Below are 25,653 nucleotides of genomic sequence, written 5' to 3' on the forward strand. Positions count from 1 at the left end.
GATCGGCGCGAGCCAGCGTCTCGGTTCACCTCTCCGCGTCGGGGAGGTGGGCACCGCGAACCGCGGCCCGACCTTCCTCGTTACCTTACTGCGCCGCCGAGGCCGAGCGCTTGGTGGCGACTTGCTTCGGCGCCGGCTTCGCGCTTGCCTGCGGCGCGGTGTCCCAGCCGCCGGCAGGCGTCGCGACGTTGACCGCGTCATCCGGCTGCGGCTCGGCGCTGAAAGTCTGGATCGCGAGCTTGGCGGCGGCGAGTGATTGCGGGTCGAGACGCTTGGCGACGTCGTCGCGCTTGCCGGCCGCGTCCGCATCGCCCTGCGCGGCCGCCAGGCTGAACCATTTGTAGGATTCGGCGAGGTTCTGCTCGACGCCTATGCCGCGGGCATAGAGGATGCCGAGGTTGAACTGGCTGTCGGCGACGCCGCGATCGGCCGCCTTGCGGAACCATTGCGCCGCGCTCTTGTAATTGGCGCCGCGGCCACTACCGTCGGCGTCGAGCACCGCGAGATTGTGCATCGCCTTGGCGTTGCCGCGCTCGGCGGCCTGGGTGTAGTAGCGGCGGGCGATGTCGGCGTCCTTCTTCACGCCTAGGCCCTTTTCGTAGAGCGTGCCGATGCGGAAGATCGCGGGCACCACGCCGGCCTGCGCCGCGCGGTCGTACCATTTCGCCGCTTCGTCGTAATTCGTGGCGACGCCCTTTCCTTCCGCAAAGCGCACGCCGATCTCGTAGGCCGCAGTTGCATCGCCCTTCATCGCGGCGGTGCGCAAGGCGGGGCCGCCGATTCCGTCAGGCAGTCTCTCGCTCGGCGGCACCTGGACGAGCCCGAGCTTGGCGCGGCTCGTGCCCGACAGCGCGCCGGTGACGTCGCTGGAGGCCGGCGGGGCCGCGGCAGGCGCTGGCGGGATCTCGACGGAGGCTGAGTTGCCCGGAATGGCGGCGGGCGGTGGCGCGGCGTTGATCTGGGATTGCCGTCCGATCGGCGTCGGCGACGTCATCGACGGCGTGACCTGCTCGGGCGTGGCGGGCCTGGTCTCGACCGGGGGCGGCGGGGCCAGGGGCGCCGGCTGGCTGGACGTTTCGTCCATGGCCTGCGGCGCCGGCGGCGGGCTGCCGCCTTCGAGCAGGTTCATCGCCATCTTGAAGGTGCCGAGCACGATCACGACCACGCTCGCGCCGACCAGCAGCGAGCGGATCTTCGAGGTGATGGTCGAGCCGTCGTCCTTAGCCTTTTCCTTGGACCGGTCAGCCCCTGCCTTGGCGGCGCGGCCGGTCTTCTCGGGCTGCGCGGCCGCGGCTTGCGCGGCGCGTCGCGCGGCCGCGATGAAGCTCGACGACGACACCGGCTCTTTCGGCGCGGCGGGAATTCCGCTGATCGCGCTCTCGGAGGCGGCAATGCGCTCAGACGGCGTGGCGAGGCGTCCGCCCGGCCGCGTGCCCGGCTCGAGCGGATGATCCGGCGGCAATTCCGGCGCGAGCGCGGTGCGCGGCGCCGTATGCGGCTCCAGGATTTCGCTGATCGCGCGCGGCGGAACCGGCGGCGGCGTGGGGGCAGCAGCGTGGAATTCGCGCGGCGCGGCGGCGAAGGCGGCTTGCGCCGCGGCCGGATTCGGAAGCTCGGGCTTCGGATCGTATTTCGGCTGCTGTGCTTGCTGCTGCGGCTCGCGCGCGATCGGCGCGGGCTGCATGGGCGCGGCCATCGGCATGGACATCGGCTCTGGCGCGGGAGCCGGAGGCGCGGTGCGTACCGTGCGCAGGTCGCCCTCGATCATGGAGAGGCGATCGACGACATGGCCGAGTGCGCTGTGGACCGCTTCCAGCGAGTCCTGGGTGGTACGGTTCGTTTCGGACTGGCTGAAGCGGATGTCGGCGAGCTCGCGCTTGACGAGATCGACCATGCCGGAATCCGCGGGCGGAGCGGAGCTGCGGCTCTCGGCCAGCGCGGCATAGGTCGCCTGCTGTCGCTCCAGGTGCCGCAGGATGTCGTGCAGCCCGTCCTCGACTCGGCTCAAATTGCCGTTGTGCGGATCGGAGGCGGCTTCGATCCGCTCCAGCAGATAGGAGACGCGCTGTTCGAGATGCGCGAAGGTGGAGGCGGAATCGTTGCCGACCTGCATGCGGTCGAAGCGGTCCGACAGCGCGCGGATCGCGGCTTCGAGGTGCTCGGTGCTCTCGGATGGCTGAGGCCGCTCGCGGGTTTCGAGGGCGGCGGTGAGCGCGGCGATGCGCTGCTCCAGCACCGCGAAGCTGTCGGCGTGGCCGGAGGCGCGGGTGATCTGGTCGACCTTGGACGACAGCAGCTGCACGTCCTCGGAAAGCCGTGCCAGCGCCTCGTTGGAAGCCACGTTCGAGACGATGCCGCGCAGCGCCGAGATCGCGCCTTCGAGCTGCTGCACCGTCGAGGGATCGTCATTGGCGCGCAGGATCAGATCGAGCTTCGCGCCGAGATTGCGGATCGCCTCGTCATAGCCGGTGAGCTGCTCGGCCGGCGTCAGCGTGCGCAGCACCTGCTTGATGTCGGACAGCGCATGCTCGATGCCCGAGAGGACCTGGCCGTCGGTGCCGTTGGACCGCGTCTCGTCGATGCGACGGTGCAGCGAGCGGATCTCGTTTTCGATCGATTCGATCGCGCGCCGCGGCATCGCCTCGGTGATGGCGGCACGGATTTCGGCAAGTTCGCTGCGGAAGGCGTTGATCGCCTGCTCGGTATTGTCGGGACGCTGCAGCGACTCGATCTGGCTCGTGATCTTGAGCAGGTGGCGCTCGAGCGATGAGAAATCCGGCCCCGGCTGCGGTGGCGGCGGAGCATAGGCGGGCGCGGGCGGCGCCATGGGGGGCGCGTAAGGAGCCGCGGGCGCAAGCGACGGCGCGGCACGCGGCGGCATGTGCCTCGGCGCAAAGCCGTCGAGCTCGCTCTGGCGTGCGGTGATCTCGGCGACCGCGACGTCGAACGAAGCCGGGCTCAGGGGCGGTGAGCTGCGATAGACCTGCGCGGTCGCGCGCTCGACCGCATCGGCCTGGCGCTGGCGCGTGTCGGCCGGCGCGGGGCGGGGGGCCTGCGGCTGCTGCGGTTGCCGCTGCGGGCGGGAGATCTGCGACAGGCGCGCATCGAGCCGCGAGATCGCATCGTTGAGCTGACGCGCGACGCCCTGCTCGCGCGAGACGTCTGATCTTGAAGAGTCCTGGCGCGGGGCGGGCTTGGAAATCCGTTCGATCTGCTGGGTGATCGCGTCGAGCCGCTGGTGGATATCGGCGACTTCGCGGCTTTCCTGGCTCGGTCCTTGCGGCATGTGCTGCGGACGCTGCTCGTAAGGTCCGCGGAAGTTGGGCGATGCCGTCTCGCCGAGCGTGGAGTTCAGCCAATCGTTGAGTGACATGCCGGCTCTGCGCGCAGCAGCTTCGGCCCGCTCCCGGACGGATGGATCGATGCCGTCAACACTCCACGATACGCGCGAATTCATGACTCTGTCCGGTTCCGACTCCGGCGCCCCACCCGGCGCCTCCAGCCTTCCCACGCGCCCCGGTTGCAAAGACAATCGAATTTGGCGCGGGTCGTCTGCCTCGAAAACCGACTTTTTCCTGTTACGGTAAATAACGAGTTAAGGAATGCGGCGCGGGTGTCTTAAAGTTGGGCGGGGGGAACTGGGGACAGCGAAACCGTCATGCCGGGACGAGCCCGGCCACGACGCAGCAATCCTGGCTCCTCACCCCTTCCCCTCGCGCTTGCCATCCTCGATCGGCACCACCGTGGCCTTGCCGCTCATGGCCGACAGCGCTTCCAGCGCCTCCTCGCAGAAATCAGCCACCATCTGCTCGTGGCGGGCGCCGAGCTGGAGCAGCAGCAGATTGCCGAGGTCGAGCCGGCCTTCCGCCGTGCCGTCCGGAAAGCGCTTCTTCAGGATGCGCTCGTAATTGGCGTGGCGGTCGCGGTGGTGCTCCAGGCGGGCCATCAGGTCGGTGCGCATGGGCTCGATGTCGATGCTATCGAGCGCATGCAGCCGCACCAGGAGGTCATCCTTGATCGAGGGCGGCGTGCTTGGCCGCGCGGCCCAGTGCCGCAGTGCTGTTCGGCCCTCGGGAGTCAGCGTATAGATCAGCTTATTGGGCTTGCCTGACTGCACGACCTCGCGGCCCTGGATGTAGCCGCGGTCGCGCAGCTTGGAGAGCTCGCGGTAGATCTGCTGGTGGTCGGCCTTCCAGAAGAAGCCGATCGAGGAGTCGAACGTCTTGGCGAGCTCGTAGCCCGTCATCGGACGTTCCGTCAGGCATGCGAGGATTGCGTCGCCCAGTGCCATGACCGGCCTCCTGTTCTCGACCTTGTGGCTTGACTTTATGCGTATCGGCGCATATGCGTCAATGTGCATATGAGGCAGTGGCAGACGGGTCAAAGCCCCCGACTGAAAAAATCCAGCGGAATCAACCTTATCGCTACTGTGCATGGGGTTGTTTTCGCACTTTTTGCCCTTGGCCTAGGGAGGCACCTGAAATGACCGGCCTCGATTCCTGGTACGGCTACATGAAGTCCCATGACCGCGCCGCGCTCTGGGATCTTCTGCACCCCGATGCCGTGTTCGAAAGCCCCGTCGTTCACACGCCGCAGCGCGGTCGCGACATCACCTTCAAATACCTCGCCAGCGCCGAGAAGGTGCTCGGCGGCCCGGGCTTCACCTATGTCGGCGAATGGCGCAGCGACAACGGCGCCGTGCTCGAATTCAAGACCATGATCGACGGCATCGAGATCAACGGCGTCGACATCATCAGCTTCGATCCCGAGGGACGCATCACCCATTTCAAGGTGATGGTGCGTCCGCTCAAGGCGATCAACATGCTGCACCGCCTGATGGCGGAGCAGCTTGCTGCCGCCCAATCATAAGCCCAACATCATCCCTTCAGGCCGTGCCGGGAGAATCTCATGCCGATCTACAAGGCCCCCGTCGAAGACGTGAACTTCCTGCTCAACGACGTCTTCCAGATCGACCGCTACGACAATCTGCCGGGCTTCTCCGACGCCTCGAGCGACGTGCGCGAAGCCATTCTCGGCGAAGCCGCCAAGCTCGCTGAGGAGGTGCTGCAGCCGCTCAACCGCGTCGGCGATCTCGAAGGCTGCAAGCGCGCTGACGACGGCAGCGTCACGACACCGAAGGGCTTCAAGGAGGCCTTCAAGCAGGTCGCTGAGGGCGGCTGGCTCGGCCTGTCGGCACCGACGGAATATGGCGGCCAGGGCCTGCCGGTGACGCTGAGCCAGGCGGTCAACGAATTCCAGATCTCCGCCAACATGGCGTTCTCGATGTATGGCGGCCTGACGATGGGTGCGACTGCGGCGCTGCTGGTGCACGGCACGCCCGAGCAGAAGAAGACCTATGTGCCGAAGATGGTGGCGGGCGAGTGGACCGGCACCATGAACCTCACCGAGCCGCATTGCGGCACTGACCTCGGCATGCTCCGCACCAAGGCGGTGCGCCAGACCGACGGCAGCTTCAGGATCACGGGCACGAAGATCTTCATTTCGGCCGGCGAGCACGATCTCGCCGACAACATCATCCATCTCGTGCTCGCCCGCATCGAGGGCGCACCCGCCGGCATCAAGGGCGTGTCGCTGTTCGTGGTGCCGAAGTTCCTCGTCAACGCCGATGGTTCGGTGGGGCAGCGCAACGGCGTCGTCTGCGGCTCGATCGAACACAAGATGGGCATCCACGGCAATTCGACCTGCGTGATGAACTACGACAACGCCACCGGCTGGCTGATCGGCGAAGAGAACAAGGGCATGCAGGGCATGTTCGTGATGATGAACGAGGCCCGCCTCGGCGTCGCCGTGCAGGGGCTCGCGCAGTCCGAGGTGGCCTATCAGAACGCGGTCGCCTATGCCCGCGAGCGCATCCAGGGTCGTTCGCTGACGGGCGCCAAGGCGCCGGACAAGCCGGCCGATCCGATCATCGTGCATCCCGACGTGCGCCGCACGCTGCTCTCGATCCGCGCCTTCAACGAGGCCGCGCGGGCCTTCGTGATCTGGACCGCGCTGAAGAGCGACGTCGCCCACCGCTCCGAGGATCCCAAGGACCGCCAGGTCGCCGACGACCACATGGGCCTGATGACGCCAGTGCTGAAGGGCTTCCTCACAGACTACGGCTTCGCCAATGCGGTGCAGGCGCAGCAGATGTATGGTGGCCACGGCTACATCGCCGAGCAGGGCATGGAGCAGTTCGTGCGCGATGCGCGCATCGCGATGATCTATGAAGGCGCCAACGGCATCCAGGCGCTCGACCTCGTCGGCCGCAAGCTGCCGCGCGACGGTGGCCGCGCCATCATGGCTTTCTTCGGCGAGGTCATGGCCTTCGCCAAGGAGAACGGCGGCGACGAGGCGCTCAAGCCCTTCATCACGCCGCTCTCGACCTCGCTCGGCCATCTCCAGCAGGCCACGACCTGGCTGATGCAGAATGCGATGGCGAAGCCGGACAATGCGGGCGCTGCCGCAACCGACTACCTGCATCTCTTCGGCTTCGTCGCGCTCGGCTATATGTGGGCGAAGATGGCCAAGGTGACGCAGGCCAAGATTGCCGAGAGCGGGGCGACGCCCTATCTCTCGACCAAGCTCGTCACCGGCCGCTTCTTCATGGAGCGGATGCTGCCGGAGACTGCGGCCAATCTCGCGCGCATCCAGGCCGGCTGCGCCACCATCATGGAATTGCCGGCGGAAGCCTTCTGAGGCCTGCTCCCGCCGCCTGCTCCCAACGCATCTGAACATCACAGGAGGGCGTCATGCCTGAGGCATTCATCTACGACCACGTTCGCACCCCGCGCGGCCGCGGCAAGCCGGACGGCGCGCTGCACGAGGTCACTGCCCTCGCGCTGGCTACCGTACCGCTGAAGGCGCTGAAGGACCGCAACAACCTTCCGGAAGATTCCGTCGACGACGTCGTGCTCGGCGTGGTCGATCCCGTTGGTGAAGCCGGTTCCGACATCGCGCGCTTCGCCGCGCTGAAGGCCGGCCTCGGCGAAGCCGTGCCCGGCGTGCAGATCAGCCGCTTCTGCGCTTCCGGCCTCGATGCCGTGAACTTTGCCGCCGCGCAGATCATGAGCGGCCAGCATGAATTGGTGATCGGCGGCGGCGCCGAATCGATGAGCCGTGTCGGCATCGGCGCCTCCGGCGGCGCCTGGCCGGTGGACCCCTCGATCGCGGTGCCGGCCTATTTCATGCCGCAGGGCGTGTCGGCCGATCTGATCGCGACCAAATACGGCTTCTCGCGCGACGACGTCGACGCCTACGCGGTGCAGAGCCAGCAGCGCGCGGGCAAGGCCTGGGACGAGGGCCGCTTCGACAAGTCCGTGGTGCCGGTGAAGGACATCAACGGCCTCACCATCCTCGCCAAGGACGAGCACATGCGTCCCTCGACCACGATGCAGTCGCTGGCGCAGCTGCAGCCCTCGTTCACGATGATGGCACAGATGGGCGGCTTCGACGGCGTCGCGATCCAGTCGCACCCCGAGATCGAGCGCGTCAATTACGTGCACCACGCCGGCAATTCGTCAGGCATCGTCGACGGCGCCGGCGCCGTGCTGCTCGGCAGCAAGGAAGCGGGCGCGAAGTACGGCCTGAAGCCGCGCGCGAAAATCCGTGCGTTTGCCAACATCGGCTCCGAGCCGGCGATGATGCTGACCGGTCCGGTCGACGTCACCGAAAAGCTGTTCGCGCGCTCGGGCATGAAGAAGTCGGACATCGACCTGTTCGAGCTCAACGAGGCTTTCGCCTCGGTCGTGCTGCGCTACATCCAGGCTTTCGACATCGACAATGCCAAGATCAACGTCAATGGCGGCGCCATCGCGCTCGGCCATCCGCTCGGTGCTACCGGCGCGATGATCCTCGGCACCGTGCTCGACGAGCTCGAGCGCACCAACAAGTCCACCGCCCTCGTCACGCTGTGCATCGGCGGCGGCATGGGCACCGCGACCATCATCGAGCGCGTCTAAAGTCAGGGAGCAACCAACATGTCGTACAAGAACTTCAAGGTTGAGACCGATTCCGACGGTATCGCGCTCGTCACCTGGGACATCCCGGGCCGTTCGATGAACGTGCTCGACGAGACCTCGACCGACGAGCTCGAGGCGATCGTCAAGGCGACCACGGCGGACGCCGCGGTCAAGGGCGTCGTCATCACCTCCGCCAAGGAGGCCTTCTGCGCCGGCGCCGATCTGTCGATGCTTGAAGGCATGAACCAGGCCTATGCGAAGGTCTTCAAGGAACAGGGAGAGACCGCCGCGAACCAGATGCTGTTCGACCAGAGCCGTCGCTTCTCGCAGGTGCTGCGCTCGATCGAGACATCGGGCAAGCCGTGGGCGGCCGCGATCAACGGGCTCGCGCTCGGCGGCGGTTTCGAGATCACGCTGTGCTGCCACTATCGTGTCGCGGCGGAGAATCCCAAGACGCGGCTCGGCCTGCCCGAGGTCAAGGTCGGCCTGTTCCCGGGCGCCGGCGGCACGCAGCGCGTGCCGCGTCTGGTGCCGCCGCAGGATGCGATGACGATCCTGCTCAAGGGCGATCCTGTTACGGTCGAGAAGGCCAAGGCGCTGAACCTGATCCATGCCGTCGTTCCTGCCGCTGACCTCGTCAAGGCCGCCAAGGACTGGATCAAGGGCGGCGGCAAGGCCGTCGCGCCCTGGGACGAGAAGGGCTTCAAGCTTCCGGGCGGTCCAGTGTTCTCCAAGGCCGGCATGATGATGTTCCCGGCCGGCAACGCCATCTACCGCCGCGAGACCTACGACAACTATCCCGCCGCCCGCGCGATCATGAGCTGCGTCTATGAGGGCCTGCAGCTGCCGATCGACGCCGCGCTGCGCGTGGAGTCGCGCTATTTCACCTCGGTGCTGCGCTCGAAGGAAGCGGCCGCGATGATCCGCAGCCTGTTCCTGTCGATGCAGGAACTCAACAAGGGGGCGCGCCGCCCGAAGGACGTAGCCCCGACCAAGGTGAAGAAGATCGCCGTGATCGGCGCCGGCTTCATGGGCGCGAGTGTCGGCTACGTCTCGGCCCGCGCCGGCCTCGACGTCGTGCTGATCGACCGCGACCAGGAGAGCGCCGACAAGGGGAAGGCGCATGCGCAGAAGGTGATCGAGGAGCAGATCAAAAAGGGCCGCGCCAAGCCCACCGATGCCGAAGCCCTGCTCGCGCGCATCACGCCGACCGCGGACTATGCCGCGCTGAAGGACGTCGACCTCGTCATCGAGGCCGTGTTCGAGGACCGCAAGGTCAAGGCGGACACCTTTGCCAAGGCGCAGGAATATCTGAAGCCGGACGTGATCTTCGCGTCGAACACCTCGACGCTGCCGATCACCTCGCTGGCAGAGAGCTTCAAGGACCAGGGCAAGTTCATCGGCATCCACTTCTTCTCGCCGGTCGAGAAGATGATGCTGGTCGAAATCATCCTCGGCAAGAACACCGGCGATGTCGCGCTCGCGACCGCGCTCGACTACGTCCGCCAGATCGGCAAGACGCCAATCGTGGTCAACGACTCCAGAGGGTTCTTCGCCAATCGCTGCGTCGGCCGCTACGTCGCCGAGGGCAACGAGATGTTCCTGGAGGGCGTGCCGCCGGCAATGATCGAGAACTGCGCCAAGATGGCGGGCATGCCGGTCGGCCCGCTCTCGCTCTCGGACGAGGTCGCGCTCGACCTCGGCCTGAAGATCATGAAGGCGACCGAGGCCGATCTCGGCCCCAACGCGATCAACCCCGAGCAGAAGAAGCTGATGGTGGAGATGGTCGAGAAGCAGGGGCGGCTCGGCCGCAAGAACAGCAAGGGCTTCTATGACTATCCCGAGAAGGGCAAGGGCCAGAAGAGCCTGTGGCCGGGGCTCTCCGCGCTGCAGCCGAAGCAGCTCGACCCCGACACGCTCGATATCGAGGAGCTGAAGCAGCGCTTCCTGGTGGTGCAGGCGGTGGAAGCCGCGCGCACCGTCGAGGATCACGTCATCACCGATCCGCGCGAAGCCGATGTCGGCTCGATCCTCGGCTTCGGCTTTGCGCCGTTCACCGGCGGCACGCTGTCCTACATCGACTTCATGGGCACGAAGAAGTTCGTCGAGCTCTGCCACAAGCTGGAGACGAAATACGGCTCGCGCTTCACCCCGCCGAAGCTGCTCGAGGAGATGGCTGCGAAGGGCGAGACCTTCTACGGACGCTTCGCGCCGAAGAAGGCGGCGGCCTAGGATTGCCTGTAAACCGGGCTACACATCCAAGAACAGCAAAGGCCGGATCATTGATCCGGCCTTTTTATCTTTCGTCTCCGAACGGCGAGAATGCGCGGCCCGATACCGTTTCGCCAGCGAGGGCCGGCTTTCCAGCGCCTTCGTTTCGGCAGGACTACCTGTCCTTCCTTGCTCTCGACTACGGCCGAGATGATCTGTGGTGGATCATGAAGGTGCAATCGCGCTGCGGCGTGACCGGCGTCGGCTAACCAAGCATCGCGAGCGCGCGCCGGCGGTCGCCATAACGATCAGGTTAATGAGGCGACTGTCTCCTGGAGATGTTCCTTCGACGTCGCCGATCACATGGTTCGCAATGTTGACGCGTTTCCGTGTCACGCTTCCCGTCGCAGCCGCGATCCGACCGGCACCGCTCTTGCTGATGATCCACCGGATGGCCCATTTGGCATTGAAGGTGTCCCGCAATGATCTCCAAGGTGTCTCAAGACAGCGCAGCCGGCGTTGCGGTAAGATACGCCCCCCTATTGCTGCTGGGTCGGTCGTGGCCGCGCCGCGGGTTCCTCCGGCGTCGCAGGAAAATTCCCTCTTGGGTCGGCCTCGTCCTACTCGTTCTCGTTCTTGATGTCGGGATGGCCGTGCTTGCCTGGCACGCCGTCGATGTCGTCCTGCATTGAGAGCTCCCCGCTGTGCAGGTAGAACGTCGCTGCCAAATAGGCGAGCTGGCCGGCAATCAGGCAGCCGACGACGATTGGAATGCCCGCCCAAAATCCAAAGCCTGAGGTCTGAAGGACCGTGGCGGCAAGGATCGCGGTGGCCGGCGAGACCAGCAACAGAGTCCAGACTCGGAAGATTAGCCCTGTCGCCAAGCCAGTGATTGCGCTCGCGAGCAGGAGAAGGAGTACAGCCGTCACAATAGCTTTCCGGTCCAGTGGTCTGCGTCGTGTTCCCTAGCTGAAGCTGAGCCAAGTGGAATACTCTCACAAGGATTGTGACGGCCGCGGAGTGCACGACGCAGAGTTATCGTTAACCCTGACAATGCTCGTAAAATTGACGTCAGTGCATCTCGGATCTTCGGATTCTGCGAATGGTGCAGGCAAAGAAGTTGGATCGATCCGGTTTCTTCGTCGCCTCGCCGATCGTTTTCTGCGAACAGCGGACGGAAGCTCTCGCGCTCCTCGGAGGTGAGGAAATTCAGCTCGTGCTGCTCGGAATTGTCGCGGGCCAGCGCCTCGGCTGAGGCCTGAGGGCGGTCATCTGGACAATCACCGGGCCTTCGGTCACGATCTCACCGCTGTCGAGGCCCAGCGCAGGGACCTGGCCCTAGGGTTCAGCATTAGATAATCCCCAACCGTTTCGAGCTTCTTGGCGCCGATTCGACCGCGACCAACTCGCAGGGCAGGCCGGCTTGCAGGAGGGCGATGTGGGACAGCGAGCAGGCACCGGTCAGATCGTGCGGTTTCCCGGAATTTCATCCACCGGATGCTTGGTTCGGCCGAAAGGGCAACTACATGCACCTGCTTGAAATAGTCAATATTGATGCAGGTGCATCGAATGGAGTAAGAGACGGGCGACGAGCTTGAGCGGAACCATGAAACGCAGACCATCGACCGAGGCAACAGCCGCCTGGATCCGCCTGATGCGGGTGCAGAGCCGCGTGCTCGATTGCGTCGAGCAGGACCTGAAGAAGGCCGGCTTCCCACCGCTGGCCTGGTATGACGCGCTGCTCGAATTGTCGCGGGCGCCCTCGGGCGAGCTGCGGCCGGTCGAGCTCGAGCGGCAGATGTTGATTCCTCAATATTCTACCTCGCGGCTGATCGACCGCCTGGTCGACGAGGGCCTCGCCTTGCGGCGCGAATGCAAGATCGATAAGCGCGGCCAGTTCGTCGAGATCACGGAAGCCGGCCGCGAGTTGCAGAAGCGGATGTGGGGCGCCTATTCGGCCGCGATCGAGAAATATGTCGGTTCGAAACTGTCCGATGCCGATGCCGTCAAGCTCAGCAATCTGCTCGATCGCCTTGGCTGCTCGTGCGGCGAGATGAAACTGCCGCCCGCCGCCGTCAACGAAAGCATGCCGTCGCGATGATCGCGCGGCAAACCCGTTCGTCCGTGCAACCGGTGGGTTCGCGGGCCATCCCTGTCACCCGCGCGCGTTCGGTCGAAGCGCCTTTTGATTAGAGTTTGATATGGCGCGAGACCAGATCGATATGACACCGCTGCAATCGCGCGACGAACTCGTCGCGTGGTTCGAGGCGGGCTGCAAGGATCCGTCCGAATTCCGCATGGGCACGGAGCACGAGAAGACGCCGTTCACGCTCGAAGGCCACCGTCCGGTGCCGTACGAAGGTGCACGCGGTATCGGCGCGCTGCTCGAAGGCATGAAGCTCCTGCTCGGCTGGGAGCCGATCATGGAGAAGGGCAACATCATCGGCCTCTACGACGTCACCGGTGGCGGCGCGATCTCGCTCGAGCCTGGCGGACAGTTCGAGCTGTCCGGCGCGCCGGTCGAGAATGTGCACCAGACCCAGAGCGAGTTGATGGCGCATCTGGCACAGGTGCGCGAGATCGCAACGCCGCTCGGCATCGGCTTTCTCGGGCTCGGCATGACGCCGTCCTGGTCGCGCGCCGATATTCCGGTGATGCCCAAGGGCCGCTACAAGATCATGACCAATTACATGCCGAAGGTCGGTCAGTATGGCCTCGACATGATGTATCGGACCTGCACGGTTCAGACGAATCTCGACTTCTCCTCCGAAGCCGACATGGTCAAGAAGCTGCGCGTTTCGCTTGCGCTCCAGCCGGTCGCGACTGCGCTGTTCGCCAACTCGCCGTTTACCGAGGGCAAGCCGAATGGCTTCCTCTCCTTCCGGTCCGAGATCTGGCGCGACACCGACAATGCCCGTTCCGGCATGATGCCTTGGGCGTTCGAGGACGGTATGGGATTCGAGCGCTATGTCGACTACGCGCTCGACGTGCCCATGTATTTCGTCAAGCGCGGCGAGGAGTACATCGACGTGTCGGGCTCCTCATTCCGCGCGTTCTTCGACGGCCGCAACAACAATCTTCCCGGCGAGCGTCCGACGCTGTCGGACTGGGCCAACCATCTCTCGACGATCTTCCCGGAAGTGCGGCTCAAGCGCTATCTCGAAATGCGCGGCTCCGACGGCGGTCCGTGGGGCCGTTTACCGGCGCTGCCGGCGTTCTGGGTCGGGCTGCTCTACGACGACGTTTCGCTCGACGCCGCCTGGGACATGGTGAAGCACTGGACCGCGCATGAGCGTCAGGCCTTGCGCGATGACGTGCCGCGCTTCGGCTTCAAGTCGCGGATCAAGGACCGCTATCTGTTCGAGATCGCCAAGGAGTGCCTCGTTCTGGCCCATGCGGGCCTGCGCCGGCGCGGCCGGATCGACCAGCTTGGCCGCGACGAGACCCGGCACCTCGAGCCGCTCGATCGCATTATCGATTCCGGCCGGACGCCGGCGGAGGAGATGCTGGAGAAGTTCAACGGTCCCTGGAAGGGCTCGGTGGAACCGGTCTATGCGGAGTACGCGTTCTAGAGCTTGTTTGCGCATGATCTTCTCGGAAAACCGCTTCACACTTTTCCGGATCATGCTTTAGGCCAACGATCGGATTTGAGCCGTTCATCGCCCATACAGGTTTGCGGCGATCAAATGGCCGGCCGGAAAAACCTGAGCGTCGTCAATAACTCGAAAGCTGTTTTGATGGGAAAGGGCCGCCTGTCCGGGGCCGTCATGGCCAGCGTCGCGGCATGTGTAACGCTGCTTTGGCTTGCATTTGCGAGCGTGCCGGCGCCTGCCCAGACGGCGTTCGATCGGCCCGGCGGCGATTACTTCAGCACGCCGGTCACGTCGGGAGATCCCGAGGATTGCGCGCTGCTGTGCGAGCGTGATCGCCGCTGCCGCTCCTGGAGCTTCAGCTATCCCGACGTCGAAGGCGGCTCGGCGGTCTGCTGGCTGAAGAACACCGTGCCGCCGCGCGTGCCGGGAAGTTGCTGCATCTCCGGGGTGCGCGGCGCCGGCGTGATCGAGCCGCGCGTCGAGGGCGTCGAGACGTCGATCGACCGCCCTGGCGGGGACTTGCGCAATTTCGACCTGAAGGACGGGGAGAGCGTGGAGACCTGCAAGGCCGCGTGCACCGCCGATAACAAGTGCCGCGCCTTCACCTATGCCCGTCCCGGGTACACCGGACGCGAGGCGCGCTGCTACCTGAAAAAGGAAATCAAGCCGCCGCGCCGCAAGGCGGGATTCACGTCGGGCGTGGTGCGGTGATGCTCGTACTTGTGCCCGGGCGAGCGCAGTACAAAGTGATGCGCTGCTGAACCGGGGCCCATTACGACCCAGCAATCCTTGCACGATGGCTCCCGGCTCTGCGCCGCGCCGCTTCGCGGCGCGCCTTGTCGGGACACGAGCTCACTCCGCCGCCATCACCGTGAGCTCCGGCCACAGCGCCTTCCATCGCGCGGCCTTCGCCTCGTAATTGGCTGCGCAAAAATTCGGCGCCCTGTTCGGCCGCACGATCAACTTCGCGATGTCGTCGAACCCGTGCGGCGCATAGACCGCGAAGTCCCCGCCGGCGCGCCGGATACCCAGCTGCGTATTCTTCGTCAGGAAGCGGTCGATGCCGTCCGTCGCGCGGGTCAACGGTGGATAGGGCAGGCCGTGTTTGTCGGGATACCACAAATGCACGCGCGCCTGGTTGCGGATCTCGATCCTGGCGCCGAGATGCGCGAGCCCCGCTTGCAGCCTGCGGATGACCGAGTCTTCCGCTTCCCACGAGGTGTCGGGATCGAAATAGAACACGTCGTAATCGGCTATGCCATGACCGACCGGGCGGCCCGTGAGCACGTTCCACGCCGTCTGCGCCAGGCAGCCGGCGACCAGCCACGCGTCAGACAGCGCGAGACGTTGGAGTTCGTCGATGATCGCGGCGTTGATGTGATTCTGCAGAACAGAAGCGACGAATTCGTCGCGGTTCATCGCTGCTGCTCCCGCTCTCCCGCTGGCAGGAAAGATGCAGGTCAATGCACCGCGGTGAAGAACCGTGCCAGCCTGAACCCGGACAGCCAGGTCCACACCGGCTGGCCGCGCATGCCGAGATCCCAGGAGCCGAGCACGGCATCGGCACGGCCGATCAGGTTGTCGATCGGCAACAGGCCGACGCCGCCGGCGCGCAGCGGCACGCGGCTGTCGGCGGAATTGTCGCGGTTGTCTCCGAGCACGAAGAGATGCCCGGCCGGCACCGTCACTTCGGGCGTGTTGTCGAGCGGGCCGTTCTCGCGCATCTTGAAGATCAGATGCGAGACGCCGTTCGGCAGTGTCTCGACATAGCGATAGGCGGGCTCGCTGCCGCCATGGTCGTCCTCGGCGGCGCCGACGCCGTCGGGCTTCAGCTCGGCCGGACGGTCGTTGATGAAGAGCTGGCCCTGCCGCATCTGGATGCGGTCGCCGGGCAGCCCCACGACGCGTTTGACCCAGGCCTGCGAGCGGTCGCCGGGCCAGCGGAATACGACGACGTCACCGAGCTTCGGCGTCTCCGCGAAGACCCGGCTGCTCTCGGGCAGGCTGATCTGAATAGGCAGCGACGAGGTGCCGTAGCCATAGGGAAATTTCGAGGCGAGCAGCGCGTCGCCGATCAACAGCGTCGGCTCCATCGAGCCCGACGGCACGTAGAACGGCTCGGCGAGCGCGCCCTTGGCGATGAAGACCGCGGCCACGATGCCGGCGAGCTGCACGAGTTGCCCGCTCCAGCCGCTGCTTTTCCGCTTCGGAGTGACAGTTGCTTTCTCAACGCTCATGCGCCCGTTCCACCCACCGTGATGCGTTCCATCAGCAGCGACGGCTGGCCGACACCGACCGGCACGCCCTGACCGTTCTTGCCGCAGGTCCCGATGCCGGTATCGAGCGCAAGGTCGTTGCCGACCATACGGATGCGATGCAGGTCGGTCGGCCCGTTGCCGATCAGCATGGCGCCCTTCAGCGGCGCTCCTAGCTTGCCATTCTCGATCTTGTAGGCCTCGGTGCACTGGAACACGTACTTGCCCGAGGTGATGTCGACCTGGCCGCCGCCGAAATTCGCAGCGAAAACGCCGTTCTTGACCGAGGCGAGGATCTCGGCCGGATCGCGGTCGCCCGCGAGCATGTAGGTGTTGGTCATGCGCGGCATCGGCACATGGGCATAACCCTGGCGACGGCCGTTGCCGGTCGGCTTCATGTTCATGAGCCGCGCGTTCTGGCGATCCTGCATGTAGCCGACGAGGATGCCGTCCTCGATCAGCACGGTGCGGTTGGTCGGCGTGCCCTCGTCGTCGATCGACAGCGAGCCGCGCCGCGAGGCGATGGTGCCGTCATCGACCACGGTGACGCCCTTGGCCGCGACCTGCTGGCCCATCAGGCCGGCAAATGCGGACGTCTTCTTGCGGTTGAAGTCGCCCTCCAGGCCATGGCCGACCGCTTCATGCAGCATCACGCCGGGCCAGCCGGCGCCGAGCACGACGTCCATCTCGCCGGCGGGGGCGGGGATCGATTCCAGGTTGACGAGCGCTTCGCGCAGCGCACCGTCGGCGGCCTCGCGCCAGTTCCTGCTCTCGATGAATTCGGCATAGCCCGCACGGCCGCCATAGCCCTTGCTGCCGCTCTCCTGGCGGTCGCCTTGGCCGGCCACGACGGAAATGTTGACGCGTACCAGCGGACGGATGTCGCGATAGCTCTCGCCGTCGGGCCGCAGGATCTCGACCACCTGCCAGGTCGCACCGAGACTCACGCTGACCTGCCGCACCCGCGGATCCTTGTCGCGCAGGTAAGCGTCGATCTCGGCGAGCAGCTTGACCTTGGTCTCGAAACCGGGCGCATCAAGCGGATTGTCATCGCCATAGAGCCGCACATTGGTGTGCGGGGGCGGCGCCGCGAAGCTGCCCGAATAGCCGCCGCGCACGGCTGCGACCGCGTCCGCCGCGCGAATCAGCGCCGGCAGCGACACGTCGGAGGAATGGGCGTAGCCGACCGCGTCGTCCTTGACGGCGCGCAAGCCGAAACCCTGCGACGTGTCGTAGGTCGCCTGCTTCAGCCGCCCATTGTCGAACATCAGCGCTTCGGTCTGGCTGTACTCCAGAAACAATTCACCGTCGTCGGCGCCCGAAAGCCCGCGCGCGACCTCGTTGCGAACCTGGTCGCGGTCGAGATTGGCACGGTCGAGCAGGGAGGTTGTTGCAGGGTTGGTCATGCGTCCGTCCATTATCGGGGGGCTGTGAGGCAAGATAATGGTTTCGGACCGGTTCCGCGAGGCGCCAAGCCTCACATTACGGAAACAATAGGATCGCTCACCGGCGCGCCATCCGACGCTACGGCAGCTTGTCGTAGCCCTCGCCGAGCCCGTTCAGGCTGAGCGGGAAGCCAATGCCTTCCTCGGGGGTCTCGAAGATGATGAAGGTCGCGGTCTTTGCGCTGCGGAGCTGGCCGAGCAGCTTGTCGTCCATCACCACTTCCGCCACGCAGCCGTTGGGCAGGCATCTGACGAAACCGGCGCGGCCGACGTCCTGGTTGTCGAGCTTGAGGCCCAGGCCGGAGGGCAGGAGGACCCCGAGCGGGGCGACCACGCGCATCAAGCGGCTCTTTTGGTCGGCGGTCTTGAGCACGATCACGGTCAGGCCGGCGTTGGAGCGGTCTTCCGCCACCACGCTCTGGATCAGGGCACATTGCTCGGTCTGGGCGCCGGGCGGGGTGTCGCAGCGAATCTGCCAGTCGCCATGGACGGAGCGGACCGCGCCCTGCGCATGGGCGAGGCCGGGGAGTGCGAGAAGGATGATTGCAGCCAGCAGGGCGGCCAGCGCCGGGAGGCCGTTAGCCGGCTTTGCCATCGATCTCGAAAGCCCCATCGGGTCTGTCCCTCTGCTCGCCTGGGTCGCTCGCGCTTGGCGGACTGATCTGGCGGAGTGATACGGGAATGACGGCGTCTTGAAGGCGATTCCCAAGCAAATTCCACGCCGCCTCGCGCCGCCGCCGCCCGCGCGAATCAGGCTCCTGCGCGGCCATCCGCCAGTGCCTACCGCGGGCAATTCCGCTGTCAAGCCGCGGCATCCCGGGAAACGGTATTTTTGTTTGATGTTTCTAGGAAATATCTTGCCGGTGATGGCTGACAGACCGGGCTCAAGACTGCATTGCGATAGATCAAGAATTATGGTTTGAGAGGCTTGATTTCGCGTTCTAGCGATCTGGCCCCAATTCCTCTTAGAGGTATTCTTGCGTGGCGGTTTGTCGGACTGGCGGATCGAATAAGCGTTTCCCGGAAGCAGGGGAATGCACTTGGGGTGATTTCGTAAGGGGAGCGCGAACGGCATGAGGATGTCGATGGGTCGGGTGGGCCGGCAATTGCTGGGATTGGCCACCATCGCCTTGGCGGCGGCTGGCATCACGCTGGCGACGGGTGGTGCGGCATTCGCCGAGCTCGGGCAACCGGCGGCGTGGGAGTGGACGCTTCAGCAGTCCGGTTCCCCGGTGATGGACAACATCATCTGGTTCCACAATTTCCTGTTCGTGCTGATCACCCTGATCACGCTTTTCGTCCTGGCGCTGCTCGTGATCGTGGTCATCAAGTTCAACGCGAAGGCCAATCCGGTGCCGTCGCGGACCACGCACAACACGCTGATCGAGGTGGCCTGGACACTCGTGCCGGTGCTGATCCTGGTCGGCATCTCGGTGCCGTCGTTCCGGCTTCTGTTCCTGGAGCTCGACGTGCCGAAGGCGGATCTGACCATCAAGGCGACCGGCAAGCAGTGGTACTGGTCCTATGCCTATCCCGACAACGGCAAGTTCGAGTTCGACTCGCTGATGGCACAGGACAAGCAGCCCCGCCTGCTCGGCGTCGACAACGAGATGGTGGTGCCGGTCAACAAGGTGATTCGCGTCCAGACCACCGGCGCCGACGTCATCCACGCCTTCGCCGTGCCGGCTTTCGGCATCAAGATCGACGCCATTCCGGGCCGCCTGAACGAGACCTGGTTCAAGGCCACCAAGACGGGCGTGTACTACGGTCAGTGCTCGGAACTGTGCGGCAAGGATCACGCTTTCATGCCGATCGCCGTGCGCGTGGTGAACGACCAGGAGTTCGCCTCCTGGGTCGAGACGGCGAAGAAGAAATTTGCGAGCGGCGGCACCAGCACCTACGCCTCCGCGGCCGGCCCGACGCAGTGAGCGTCGGGTGACGGCTTGAGGGACTGAAAGCGAAAAAAGGGGCGGGACCTCCCAAGGTCCGAACGGGACGCAAGGCAGGATTTGAAAATGGCAACGAGCGCAGCGGCACACGGCGATCACGCCCAAGACCACGGACATGACGAGCACGCCCATCCGACCGGATGGCGCCGCTACGTCTACTCGACCAACCACAAGGACATCGGCACGATGTACCTCATCTTCGCGGTCATCGCCGGCATCATCGGTGCCGCGATGTCGATCGCGATTCGTGCTGAGCTGATGTACCCCGGCGTGCAGATCTTCCACGAGACGCACACCTACAATGTGTTCGTGACCTCCCACGGCCTGATCATGATCTTCTTCATGGTCATGCCAGCGATGATCGGCGGCTTCGGCAACTGGTTCGTGCCGTTGATGATCGGCGCACCCGACATGGCGTTCCCGCGCATGAACAACATCTCGTTCTGGCTGCTCCCGGCGTCCTTCGCGCTGCTCCTGATGTCGACCTTCGTCGAGGGCGAGCCGGGGGCCAACGGCGTCGGCGCCGGCTGGACCATGTACGCGCCGCTGTCGAGCTCCGGCCATCCGGGCCCGGCCGTCGACTTCGCGATCCTGTCACTGCATCTGGCGGGCGCCTCGTCGATCCTCGGCGCCATCAACTTCATCACCACCATCTTCAACATGCGCGCGCCGGGCATGACCCTGCACAAGATGCCGCTGTTCGTATGGTCGATCCTGGTGACGGTGTTCCTGCTGTTGTTGTCGTTGCCGGTGCTCGCCGGTGCGATCACCATGCTGCTCACCGACCGCAATTTCGGCACGACGTTCTTCGCCCCCGACGGCGGCGGCGACCCCGTGCTGTTCCAGCATCTGTTCTGGTTCTTCGGTCACCCCGAGGTGTACATCCTGATCCTGCCCGGCTTTGGCATGATCAGCCAGATCGTCTCGACCTTCTCGCGCAAGCCCGTGTTCGGCTATCTCGGCATGGCCTACGCCATGGTCGCGATCGGCGGTATCGGCTTCGTGGTGTGGGCGCACCACATGTACACGGTCGGCATGTCCTCGGCGACGCAGGCCTACTTCGTCGCGGCCACGATGGTCATCGCGGTTCCGACCGGCGTGAAGATCTTCTCCTGGATCGCCACCATGTGGGGCGGCTCGATCGAATTCCGCGCCCCGATGATCTGGGCAGTGGGCTTCATCTTCCTGTTCACGATCGGCGGCGTCACCGGTGTCGTGCTGGCGAACGCGGGTGTCGATCGCGTGCTGCAGGATACCTACTACGTCGTCGCGCACTTCCACTACGTGCTGTCGCTCGGTGCGGTGTTCGCGATCTTCGCCGGCTGGTACTACTGGTTCCCGAAGATGTCGGGCTACATGTACAACGAGGCTTTGGCCAAGGCGCACTTCTGGGTCACCTTCATCGGCGTCAACATGGTGTTTTTCCCGCAGCACTTCCTCGGCCTGTCGGGCATGCCGCGCCGCTACGTCGACTATCCCGATGCCTTCGCCGGCTGGAACTTGGTCTCTTCGATCGGCTCCTACATCTCCGGCTTCGGCGTGCTGATCTTCCTCTACTGCGTGATCGACGCCTTCGCCCGCAAGGTGCCGGCCGGCAACAACCCCTGGGGTGCCGGCGCGACCACGCTGGAGTGGACGCTGTCCTCGCCGCCGCCCTTCCACCAGTTCGAAGTGCTGCCCCGCGTGCAGTAAGCAAATCTTCCGCGGCGCCCGTGACGGGCGCCGCGGCGCTATAACGAAGCGAGTAGATCTAAGTGTCCGTCCTCGACCAGAACGCCATCGACATCAATCCCCGCATCTCCGAAGCGGAGGTTGGCGACTATCTCGCGCTGCTCAAGCCCCGGGTGATGTCGCTGGTCATCTTTACCGCGCTGGTCGGGATGGCGATGGCGCCCGGGCATTTCCACCCCGTGCTGGCGATCACCTCGCTGCTCTGCATCGCGGTCGGTGCCGGCGCCTCCGGAGCGCTCAACATGGCGCTCGAAGGCGATATCGACTCCAAGATGTCGCGCACGGCGAACCGGCCGCTCCCGCGCGGCCGCATCACCCGTCCCGAAGCCATGGCGTTCGGCATGACGCTCGCCTTCTTTTCGGTGATGACACTCGGCATCCTCGTCAACTGGATCGCCGGCGCGCTGCTTGCCTTCACCATCTTCTTCTACGTCGTGATCTATACGATGTGCCTCAAGCGCTGGACCGCGCAGAACATCGTGATCGGCGGCGCCGCCGGCGCGCTGCCGCCGGTGGTGGCCTGGGCTGCGGTGACGGGCACGGTCGACGTCGAGCCGCTGCTGCTGTTCGCCATCATCTTCTTCTGGACCCCGCCGCATTTCTGGGCGCTGGCGCTGTTCCGCTCCGACGACTACGCGCGCGCAGGCGTTCCGATGCTGCCCAACGTCGCCGGGCCCGACGCGACCCGTCTCCAGATCCTGCTCTACACCATCGTGTTGATCGCGGTCGCCGCGGCGCCCTGGGCGCTCGGCTATTTCGATGCCGTCTACGGCATCGTCTCGCTGATCCTCGGCGCCGGCATGCTGGTGCTCGCGATCAACGTCTATATGCGCCGCGAACGCAGCCAGTCGCTGCGCGCGACCCGCAAGCTGTTTGCCTTCTCGATCCTGTATCTGTTCGCGCTGTTCGCGACCCTGCTGGCCGAGGTCGTGTACCGGGCGCTTGCTCCGATGGTTGGGGGCGCATGAGGCAGGAATGGCTGACAAACCCGAGCCAGATGGAATCGTCCTCACCGAGGCGCAGCAGAAGAGCCGCCGTCAGCGTTCGATCGCAATCGCGCTCGCGCTCGGCGTGCTCGTGCTGCTGTTCTTCGCCGTCACCATGGTCAAGGGACCGGCGGTACTAGTGCGGCCGATGTAGGAAACATGGATCACGAGCCGACCATATCGCGGGATCAGAGCCGGACGGCCGCCAAGAGCCGTCTCGGTGGCCTTGGTTTCAGTGGCCTTGGCCGCGACGCGCTGGTCGCCTCGATCTGCGGCGGTGTGGTCGCGCTGATGGTCGGTGCTTCCTACGCAGCGGTGCCGTTCTACAACTGGTTCTGCCGCGCCACCGGATTCAACGGCACGACGCAGGTCGCGACCTCTGCGCCGGCCAGTGGCCCGATCGCGCGGAAGATCTCGGTGCGCTTCGATTCCAACGTCGCGGCCGGCCTGCCCTGGAAGTTCGAGCCTGAGCAGAGCGAGATCGAGGTCAATATCGGCCAGGTCGTGACCGTCTTCTACACCGTGACCAATCAGGCCGCGCGCACCACTGCGGGCCAGGCCGCCTACAACGTCGCGCCGCTGACGGTCGGCTCCTATTTCCAGAAGATCAACTGCTTCTGCTTCACCGAGCAGACCATGGCGCCCGGCGAGAAGCGCGAGATGCCGGTCGTGTTCTACGTCGATCCGTCGATCGTCGACGACCACGAGAATGACAGGCTGAGCACGATCACGCTGTCCTACACGTTCTATCCGGTGCGCGATCCGGTGGTGAAGCCGCTCGCCGCTAGCGAGGATGACAAACGCAAGGGAAATCTCTGACCGCCGGGCTCACGCTCAGACGGTTGGAAACAAGGGGATAAGTGCCTGACAGGCACGGGATTGAGGAGAGAGACGGAATGGCTACGGCGCACACCAAGCATCACGACTATCACCTGGTCGATCCCTCTCCCTGGCCGGCCGTCGGCTCGCTCTCGGCCTTCATCATGGCGGTCGGCGCGATCGCCTGGATGCACCACATGTTCTCTGCCGCGCCGATCGTGTTCGGCGTCGGCACCGTGGGTGTGCTCTACACCATGGCGAGCTGGTGGGCCGACGTGATCAAGGAAGCTCAGTACAAGGGCGACCACACCCGTGTCGTGCAGCTGCATCACCGTTACGGCATGATCCTGTTCATCGCCTCCGAGGTGATGTTCTTCGTCGCCTGGTTCTGGGCCTATTTCAATGCCGCGCTGTTTCCGGCCGATGCTGTCCATGCCACCCGCGATGCGGTGTTCGGCTGCGGCCTCGGCACCCAGCCCGGCGCCTGCTCGGTCCCCGGCACCTGGCCGCCGAAGGGCATCGAGACGTTCGATCCCTGGCATCTGCCGCTCCTGAACACGCTGATCCTGCTCACCTCCGGCACCACCGTGACCTGGGCGCACCATGCGCTGCTCGAGAACGACCGCCAGGGCCTGAAATACGGCCTGATCCTCACCGTCGTGCTCGGTGCGGCGTTCACTTGCGTGCAGGCCTATGAGTACAGCCACGCGGCGTTCTCCTTCGCCGGCAATGTCTACGGCGCGACGTTCTTCATGGCGACCGGCTTCCACGGCTTCCACGTGCTGGTCGGCACCATCTTCCTGCTGGTCTGCCTGTTCCGCGCCTATGCCGGCCATTTCACGCCGAAGCAGCATCTCGGCTTCGAATTTGCCGCCTGGTACTGGCACTTCGTCGACGTGGTCTGGCTGTTCCTGTTCCTCTGCATTTACGTATGGGGACGCGGCGCCGAGACCATGGCCCACGCCGCGCACTAAGTTGCATCGAACCGATCAGAAAGGGCGGCCGCAGGGCCGCCCTTTTGCTTGCCGGCCGCCGAACGTTCGGCGGAAACTGTGATAGAGTCCGCCATCATGAACGACACCGCCGGCACAGCCCAGTCCGAAACCACCGTCCTGCAAAGCGCGATGCGCGGGCTTGCCTGCAAATGCCCGCGTTGCGGCCAGGGCAAGCTTTATGCGGGCTTCCTGACGCTCGCGCCGGCGTGCGACCGTTGCGGCCTCGACTACGCCTTCATCGATACCGGCGACGGTCCGGCGATCTTCATCATCATGCTCGCCGGCGCCATCGTGGTCGGCTGCGCGCTCGTTGTCGAGGTCAAGTACCAGCCGCCGTTCTGGCTGCATGCGGCGCTCTGGCTGCCGCTGATCCTCGCCACCACGCTGCTGCCGCTGCGTGCGATGAAGTCGCTGCTGATCGCGCTGCAGTTCCATCACAAGGCGGCGCCGGGGCGGTTGATCGATCGCGAGAAATGAACGAGCCTGGACGCAAGGCCCGCGTGGGCGGCTTCGCGCTGTTCACGCTGTTCCTGACGGCCGCATTCGTCGCGCTCGGTGTCTGGCAGCTGCAGCGCCGGACCGCCAAGCACGAGCTGATAGCAGCGCTCACCGAGCGGCTTGCGGCGGCGCCCGTCGCACTGCCGCCGCCGGCGGCGTGGACCGCGCTGAATCCTGCTCGCGATGAATTCCGCCGCGTCAGCTTCACCGCCACCTACGCAGCCCTGCCGGATGCGATGGTGTATTCCTCCGGCTCTGCGGTGCGCAAGGACGCTTCTGGCCCGGGCACCTGGGCGTTCCTGCCGGCGCGACTGCCCACGGGCGAGACGGTCGTGATCGATGCGGGCTTCGTCGAGAACACGATGCAGGATCGCGGTGTCGAGGATCGCGCCGTGAAGAAGCTCGTCACGGGCCAGCCGGTGGCGCTCACCGGCTATCTGCGCTTTCCCGAGGCGCCAGGCTGGCTGACGCCGGCGGAGAATCGCGACAAGCGGCTCTGGTTCGTGCGCGATCATCTGGGAATCGCAAGTGCGCTCGGCTGGGGCGCGGTCGCGCCCTTCTATCTCGATCTCGAACATCCTTCGCCTGCGAATGGCATTCCGCGTCCGGGGCCGCTCGACGTGAATCTGAAGGACGACCACCTGCAATATGCCATAACCTGGTTCACGCTTGCAGGCGCCGTTCTGATCGCCTTCGCCGTGTGGGCAAGAGGCCGGCGGCAGAGCTGAGCCTATCCGGATTATCTCGAGGGAACCCGGTATCGCCCGGAGTTTATTATTCAGCGCGTATTCACGAATGTGGTCCTAAGCCGCTGGTACTTTCCGCGGCAGACAGGATTGCGGCGTGAGCGATTTCGACCAGATGGGAATTATCGTCGATTGGGTGGACGCCTGCCGGAAGGGCGACCTCACGGCGCTGCTCGACCTCTATGCCGACGACGCCCAGCTCGAATGCACGTGCAACGGCACGCAGCGATATCAGGGACGGGGCGAGCTCGAAGCCTATTGGCAGCCGCGGCTCAGCGCCTTCTCGTCGGTAGGTTTCGGGCTGGAGGAAATCCATCCGGCGCCCCACGGCGTCGATCTCGAATATTCCGTCGCCGGCGCGCTGCGCATTCAGGCCTCGTTTCGCTTCAGCCCGGAAGGCAAGATCCGCAGCACGGTATGCGAGCCCGCGCGCCAGAACGCGCATAATGGCTGCGTATGCTAGT

The 25,653-nt window shown here is 65.2% G+C and carries 23 protein-coding genes and 1 pseudogene; 16 read left to right on the plus strand and 8 right to left on the minus strand.

Annotated features, from left to right (window positions below):
- Positions 1 to 85: 85 nt before the first annotated feature.
- Entirely contained in the window at positions 86 to 3,457 is a 3,372-nt protein-coding gene (locus tag ABIG06_RS15010; protein ID WP_370137602.1) for a hypothetical protein, read from the minus strand.
- A 243-nt stretch (positions 3,458 to 3,700) separates the two neighbouring features.
- Positions 3,701 to 4,291 (minus strand): PadR family transcriptional regulator, encoded by a 591-nt coding sequence (locus ABIG06_RS15015; RefSeq protein ID WP_036042692.1) that lies wholly within the window; start codon positions 4,289 to 4,291, stop codon positions 3,701 to 3,703.
- A 191-nt stretch (positions 4,292 to 4,482) separates the two neighbouring features.
- Between ABIG06_RS15015 and ABIG06_RS15020 the strand changes: the two genes are divergently transcribed.
- Genes ABIG06_RS15020 through ABIG06_RS15035 form a run of 4 tightly spaced genes read left to right on the plus strand, consistent with a single transcriptional unit; the run spans position 4,483 to position 10,193 of the window.
- Positions 4,483 to 4,869, plus strand: coding sequence for a nuclear transport factor 2 family protein (locus ABIG06_RS15020; protein WP_370137605.1), 387 nt, complete (start codon positions 4,483 to 4,485; stop codon positions 4,867 to 4,869).
- Between the two features lie 39 nt (positions 4,870 to 4,908).
- Positions 4,909 to 6,699 carry an acyl-CoA dehydrogenase C-terminal domain-containing protein gene (locus ABIG06_RS15025; protein WP_370137606.1) on the plus strand — a complete coding sequence of 597 codons (1,791 nt, stop codon included), beginning with the start codon at positions 4,909 to 4,911 and terminating at the stop codon, positions 6,697 to 6,699.
- Positions 6,700 to 6,752: 53 nt separating this feature from the next.
- Complete coding sequence (locus ABIG06_RS15030) at positions 6,753 to 7,961, plus strand: acetyl-CoA C-acetyltransferase (RefSeq protein ID WP_124161259.1); 1,209 nt, start codon at positions 6,753 to 6,755, stop codon at positions 7,959 to 7,961.
- Positions 7,962 to 7,979: 18 nt separating this feature from the next.
- Positions 7,980 to 10,193, plus strand: a complete 2,214-nt coding sequence (locus ABIG06_RS15035) for an FAD-dependent oxidoreductase (protein ID WP_370137608.1) — start codon at positions 7,980 to 7,982, stop codon at positions 10,191 to 10,193.
- 599 nt (positions 10,194 to 10,792) lie between these two features.
- Here the strand turns inward: ABIG06_RS15035 and ABIG06_RS15040 are convergent.
- Entirely contained in the window at positions 10,793 to 11,101 is a 309-nt protein-coding gene (locus ABIG06_RS15040) for a hypothetical protein (RefSeq protein WP_124161261.1), read from the minus strand.
- A 233-nt stretch (positions 11,102 to 11,334) separates the two neighbouring features.
- Positions 11,335 to 11,637: pseudogene (locus tag ABIG06_RS15045) on the minus strand (glutathione S-transferase N-terminal domain-containing protein); the annotation flags it as partial.
- A 141-nt stretch (positions 11,638 to 11,778) separates the two neighbouring features.
- Here ABIG06_RS15045 and ABIG06_RS15050 point away from each other — a divergent pair.
- The 3 genes from ABIG06_RS15050 to ABIG06_RS15060 all read left to right on the plus strand — a co-directional run bounded on the left by ABIG06_RS15050 (position 11,779) and on the right by ABIG06_RS15060 (position 14,476).
- The gene (locus tag ABIG06_RS15050) at positions 11,779 to 12,273 is read left to right on the plus strand and encodes a MarR family winged helix-turn-helix transcriptional regulator (RefSeq protein ID WP_370137611.1); all 495 of its coding nucleotides are present in this window, start codon (positions 11,779 to 11,781) and stop codon (positions 12,271 to 12,273) included.
- 100 nt (positions 12,274 to 12,373) lie between these two features.
- Positions 12,374 to 13,744, plus strand: a complete 1,371-nt coding sequence (locus ABIG06_RS15055; protein WP_370137612.1) for a glutamate--cysteine ligase — start codon at positions 12,374 to 12,376, stop codon at positions 13,742 to 13,744.
- Positions 13,745 to 13,909: 165 nt separating this feature from the next.
- Positions 13,910 to 14,476: a PAN domain-containing protein gene (locus tag ABIG06_RS15060; RefSeq protein ID WP_124161392.1), complete on the plus strand. Its 567-nt coding sequence runs from the start codon at positions 13,910 to 13,912 to the stop codon at positions 14,474 to 14,476.
- 141 nt (positions 14,477 to 14,617) lie between these two features.
- Here the strand turns inward: ABIG06_RS15060 and ABIG06_RS15065 are convergent, their stop codons facing one another.
- The 4 genes from ABIG06_RS15065 to ABIG06_RS15080 all read right to left on the minus strand — a co-directional run bounded on the left by ABIG06_RS15065 (position 14,618) and on the right by ABIG06_RS15080 (position 18,078).
- Positions 14,618 to 15,184 carry a nucleotidyltransferase family protein gene (locus ABIG06_RS15065; RefSeq protein WP_370140859.1) on the minus strand — a complete coding sequence of 189 codons (567 nt, stop codon included), beginning with the start codon at positions 15,182 to 15,184 and terminating at the stop codon, positions 14,618 to 14,620.
- A 41-nt stretch (positions 15,185 to 15,225) separates the two neighbouring features.
- Positions 15,226 to 16,002: a signal peptidase I gene (lepB, locus tag ABIG06_RS15070; RefSeq protein WP_370137615.1), complete on the minus strand. Its 777-nt coding sequence runs from the start codon at positions 16,000 to 16,002 to the stop codon at positions 15,226 to 15,228.
- Positions 15,999 to 17,426, minus strand: coding sequence for a metalloprotease TldD (gene tldD, locus ABIG06_RS15075; protein WP_124161265.1), 1,428 nt, complete (start codon positions 17,424 to 17,426; stop codon positions 15,999 to 16,001). Before tldD ends, lepB begins: the two co-directional genes overlap by 4 nt.
- 118 nt (positions 17,427 to 17,544) lie before the next feature.
- Positions 17,545 to 18,078, minus strand: a complete 534-nt coding sequence (locus tag ABIG06_RS15080) for an invasion associated locus B family protein (RefSeq protein WP_124161266.1) — start codon at positions 18,076 to 18,078, stop codon at positions 17,545 to 17,547.
- Positions 18,079 to 18,538: 460 nt separating this feature from the next.
- Between ABIG06_RS15080 and coxB the strand changes: the two genes are divergently transcribed.
- From coxB to ABIG06_RS15125, 9 genes are all read left to right on the plus strand, one after another.
- Positions 18,539 to 19,393, plus strand: coding sequence for a cytochrome c oxidase subunit II (coxB, locus tag ABIG06_RS15085; RefSeq protein WP_124161267.1), 855 nt, complete (start codon positions 18,539 to 18,541; stop codon positions 19,391 to 19,393).
- An 87-nt stretch (positions 19,394 to 19,480) separates the two neighbouring features.
- Positions 19,481 to 21,106 (plus strand): cytochrome c oxidase subunit I, encoded by a 1,626-nt coding sequence (gene ctaD, locus ABIG06_RS15090; protein WP_124161268.1) that lies wholly within the window; start codon positions 19,481 to 19,483, stop codon positions 21,104 to 21,106.
- Between the two features lie 62 nt (positions 21,107 to 21,168).
- Positions 21,169 to 22,113, plus strand: a complete 945-nt coding sequence (locus tag ABIG06_RS15095; RefSeq protein WP_124161269.1) for a heme o synthase — start codon at positions 21,169 to 21,171, stop codon at positions 22,111 to 22,113.
- A 7-nt stretch (positions 22,114 to 22,120) separates the two neighbouring features.
- Complete coding sequence (locus ABIG06_RS15100; protein WP_124161270.1) at positions 22,121 to 22,285, plus strand: CoxF protein; 165 nt, start codon at positions 22,121 to 22,123, stop codon at positions 22,283 to 22,285.
- 5 nt (positions 22,286 to 22,290) lie between these two features.
- Positions 22,291 to 22,950, plus strand: coding sequence for a cytochrome c oxidase assembly protein (locus ABIG06_RS15105; RefSeq protein ID WP_370137617.1), 660 nt, complete (start codon positions 22,291 to 22,293; stop codon positions 22,948 to 22,950).
- 77 nt (positions 22,951 to 23,027) lie between these two features.
- Positions 23,028 to 23,924 (plus strand): cytochrome c oxidase subunit 3, encoded by an 897-nt coding sequence (locus tag ABIG06_RS15110; protein WP_124161272.1) that lies wholly within the window; start codon positions 23,028 to 23,030, stop codon positions 23,922 to 23,924.
- Between the two features lie 96 nt (positions 23,925 to 24,020).
- A complete protein-coding gene (locus ABIG06_RS15115; protein ID WP_124161273.1) occupies positions 24,021 to 24,422 on the plus strand; it encodes a DUF983 domain-containing protein in 402 nt (133 codons plus the stop codon).
- Entirely contained in the window at positions 24,419 to 25,171 is a 753-nt protein-coding gene (locus ABIG06_RS15120; RefSeq protein WP_370137620.1) for an SURF1 family protein, read from the plus strand. Before ABIG06_RS15115 ends, ABIG06_RS15120 begins: the two co-directional genes overlap by 4 nt.
- A gap of 115 nt (positions 25,172 to 25,286) precedes the next feature.
- The gene (locus ABIG06_RS15125; protein ID WP_124161275.1) at positions 25,287 to 25,652 is read left to right on the plus strand and encodes a nuclear transport factor 2 family protein; all 366 of its coding nucleotides are present in this window, start codon (positions 25,287 to 25,289) and stop codon (positions 25,650 to 25,652) included.
- Position 25,653 lies beyond the last annotated feature (1 nt).

Source organism: Bradyrhizobium sp. USDA 326 (genome assembly GCF_049739485.1).
Lineage (GTDB): Bacteria > Pseudomonadota > Alphaproteobacteria > Rhizobiales > Xanthobacteraceae > Bradyrhizobium.

Bases quoted from the DNA above. Each gene is read 5' to 3' on its own strand.
- ABIG06_RS15010 (WP_370137602.1), bottom strand. From the start codon at position 3,457: ATGAATTCGCGCGTATCGTGGAGTGTTGACGGCATCGATCCATCCGTC.
- ABIG06_RS15015 (WP_036042692.1), bottom strand. From the start codon at position 4,291: ATGGCACTGGGCGACGCAATCCTCGCATGCCTGACGGAACGTCCGATG.
- ABIG06_RS15020 (WP_370137605.1), top strand. From the start codon at position 4,483: ATGACCGGCCTCGATTCCTGGTACGGCTACATGAAGTCCCATGACCGC.
- ABIG06_RS15025 (WP_370137606.1), top strand. From the start codon at position 4,909: ATGCCGATCTACAAGGCCCCCGTCGAAGACGTGAACTTCCTGCTCAAC.
- ABIG06_RS15030 (WP_124161259.1), top strand. From the start codon at position 6,753: ATGCCTGAGGCATTCATCTACGACCACGTTCGCACCCCGCGCGGCCGC.
- ABIG06_RS15035 (WP_370137608.1), top strand. From the start codon at position 7,980: ATGTCGTACAAGAACTTCAAGGTTGAGACCGATTCCGACGGTATCGCG.
- ABIG06_RS15050 (WP_370137611.1), top strand. From the start codon at position 11,779: ATGAAACGCAGACCATCGACCGAGGCAACAGCCGCCTGGATCCGCCTG.
- ABIG06_RS15055 (WP_370137612.1), top strand. From the start codon at position 12,374: ATGGCGCGAGACCAGATCGATATGACACCGCTGCAATCGCGCGACGAA.
- ABIG06_RS15060 (WP_124161392.1), top strand. From the start codon at position 13,910: ATGGGAAAGGGCCGCCTGTCCGGGGCCGTCATGGCCAGCGTCGCGGCA.
- ABIG06_RS15065 (WP_370140859.1), bottom strand. From the start codon at position 15,184: ATGAACCGCGACGAATTCGTCGCTTCTGTTCTGCAGAATCACATCAAC.
- lepB (WP_370137615.1), bottom strand. From the start codon at position 16,002: ATGAGCGTTGAGAAAGCAACTGTCACTCCGAAGCGGAAAAGCAGCGGC.
- tldD (WP_124161265.1), bottom strand. From the start codon at position 17,426: ATGACCAACCCTGCAACAACCTCCCTGCTCGACCGTGCCAATCTCGAC.
- ABIG06_RS15080 (WP_124161266.1), bottom strand. From the start codon at position 18,078: ATGGGGCTTTCGAGATCGATGGCAAAGCCGGCTAACGGCCTCCCGGCG.
- coxB (WP_124161267.1), top strand. From the start codon at position 18,539: ATGAGGATGTCGATGGGTCGGGTGGGCCGGCAATTGCTGGGATTGGCC.
- ctaD (WP_124161268.1), top strand. From the start codon at position 19,481: ATGGCAACGAGCGCAGCGGCACACGGCGATCACGCCCAAGACCACGGA.
- ABIG06_RS15100 (WP_124161270.1), top strand. From the start codon at position 22,121: ATGGCTGACAAACCCGAGCCAGATGGAATCGTCCTCACCGAGGCGCAG.
- ABIG06_RS15105 (WP_370137617.1), top strand. From the start codon at position 22,291: ATGGATCACGAGCCGACCATATCGCGGGATCAGAGCCGGACGGCCGCC.
- ABIG06_RS15110 (WP_124161272.1), top strand. From the start codon at position 23,028: ATGGCTACGGCGCACACCAAGCATCACGACTATCACCTGGTCGATCCC.
- ABIG06_RS15115 (WP_124161273.1), top strand. From the start codon at position 24,021: ATGAACGACACCGCCGGCACAGCCCAGTCCGAAACCACCGTCCTGCAA.
- ABIG06_RS15120 (WP_370137620.1), top strand. From the start codon at position 24,419: ATGAACGAGCCTGGACGCAAGGCCCGCGTGGGCGGCTTCGCGCTGTTC.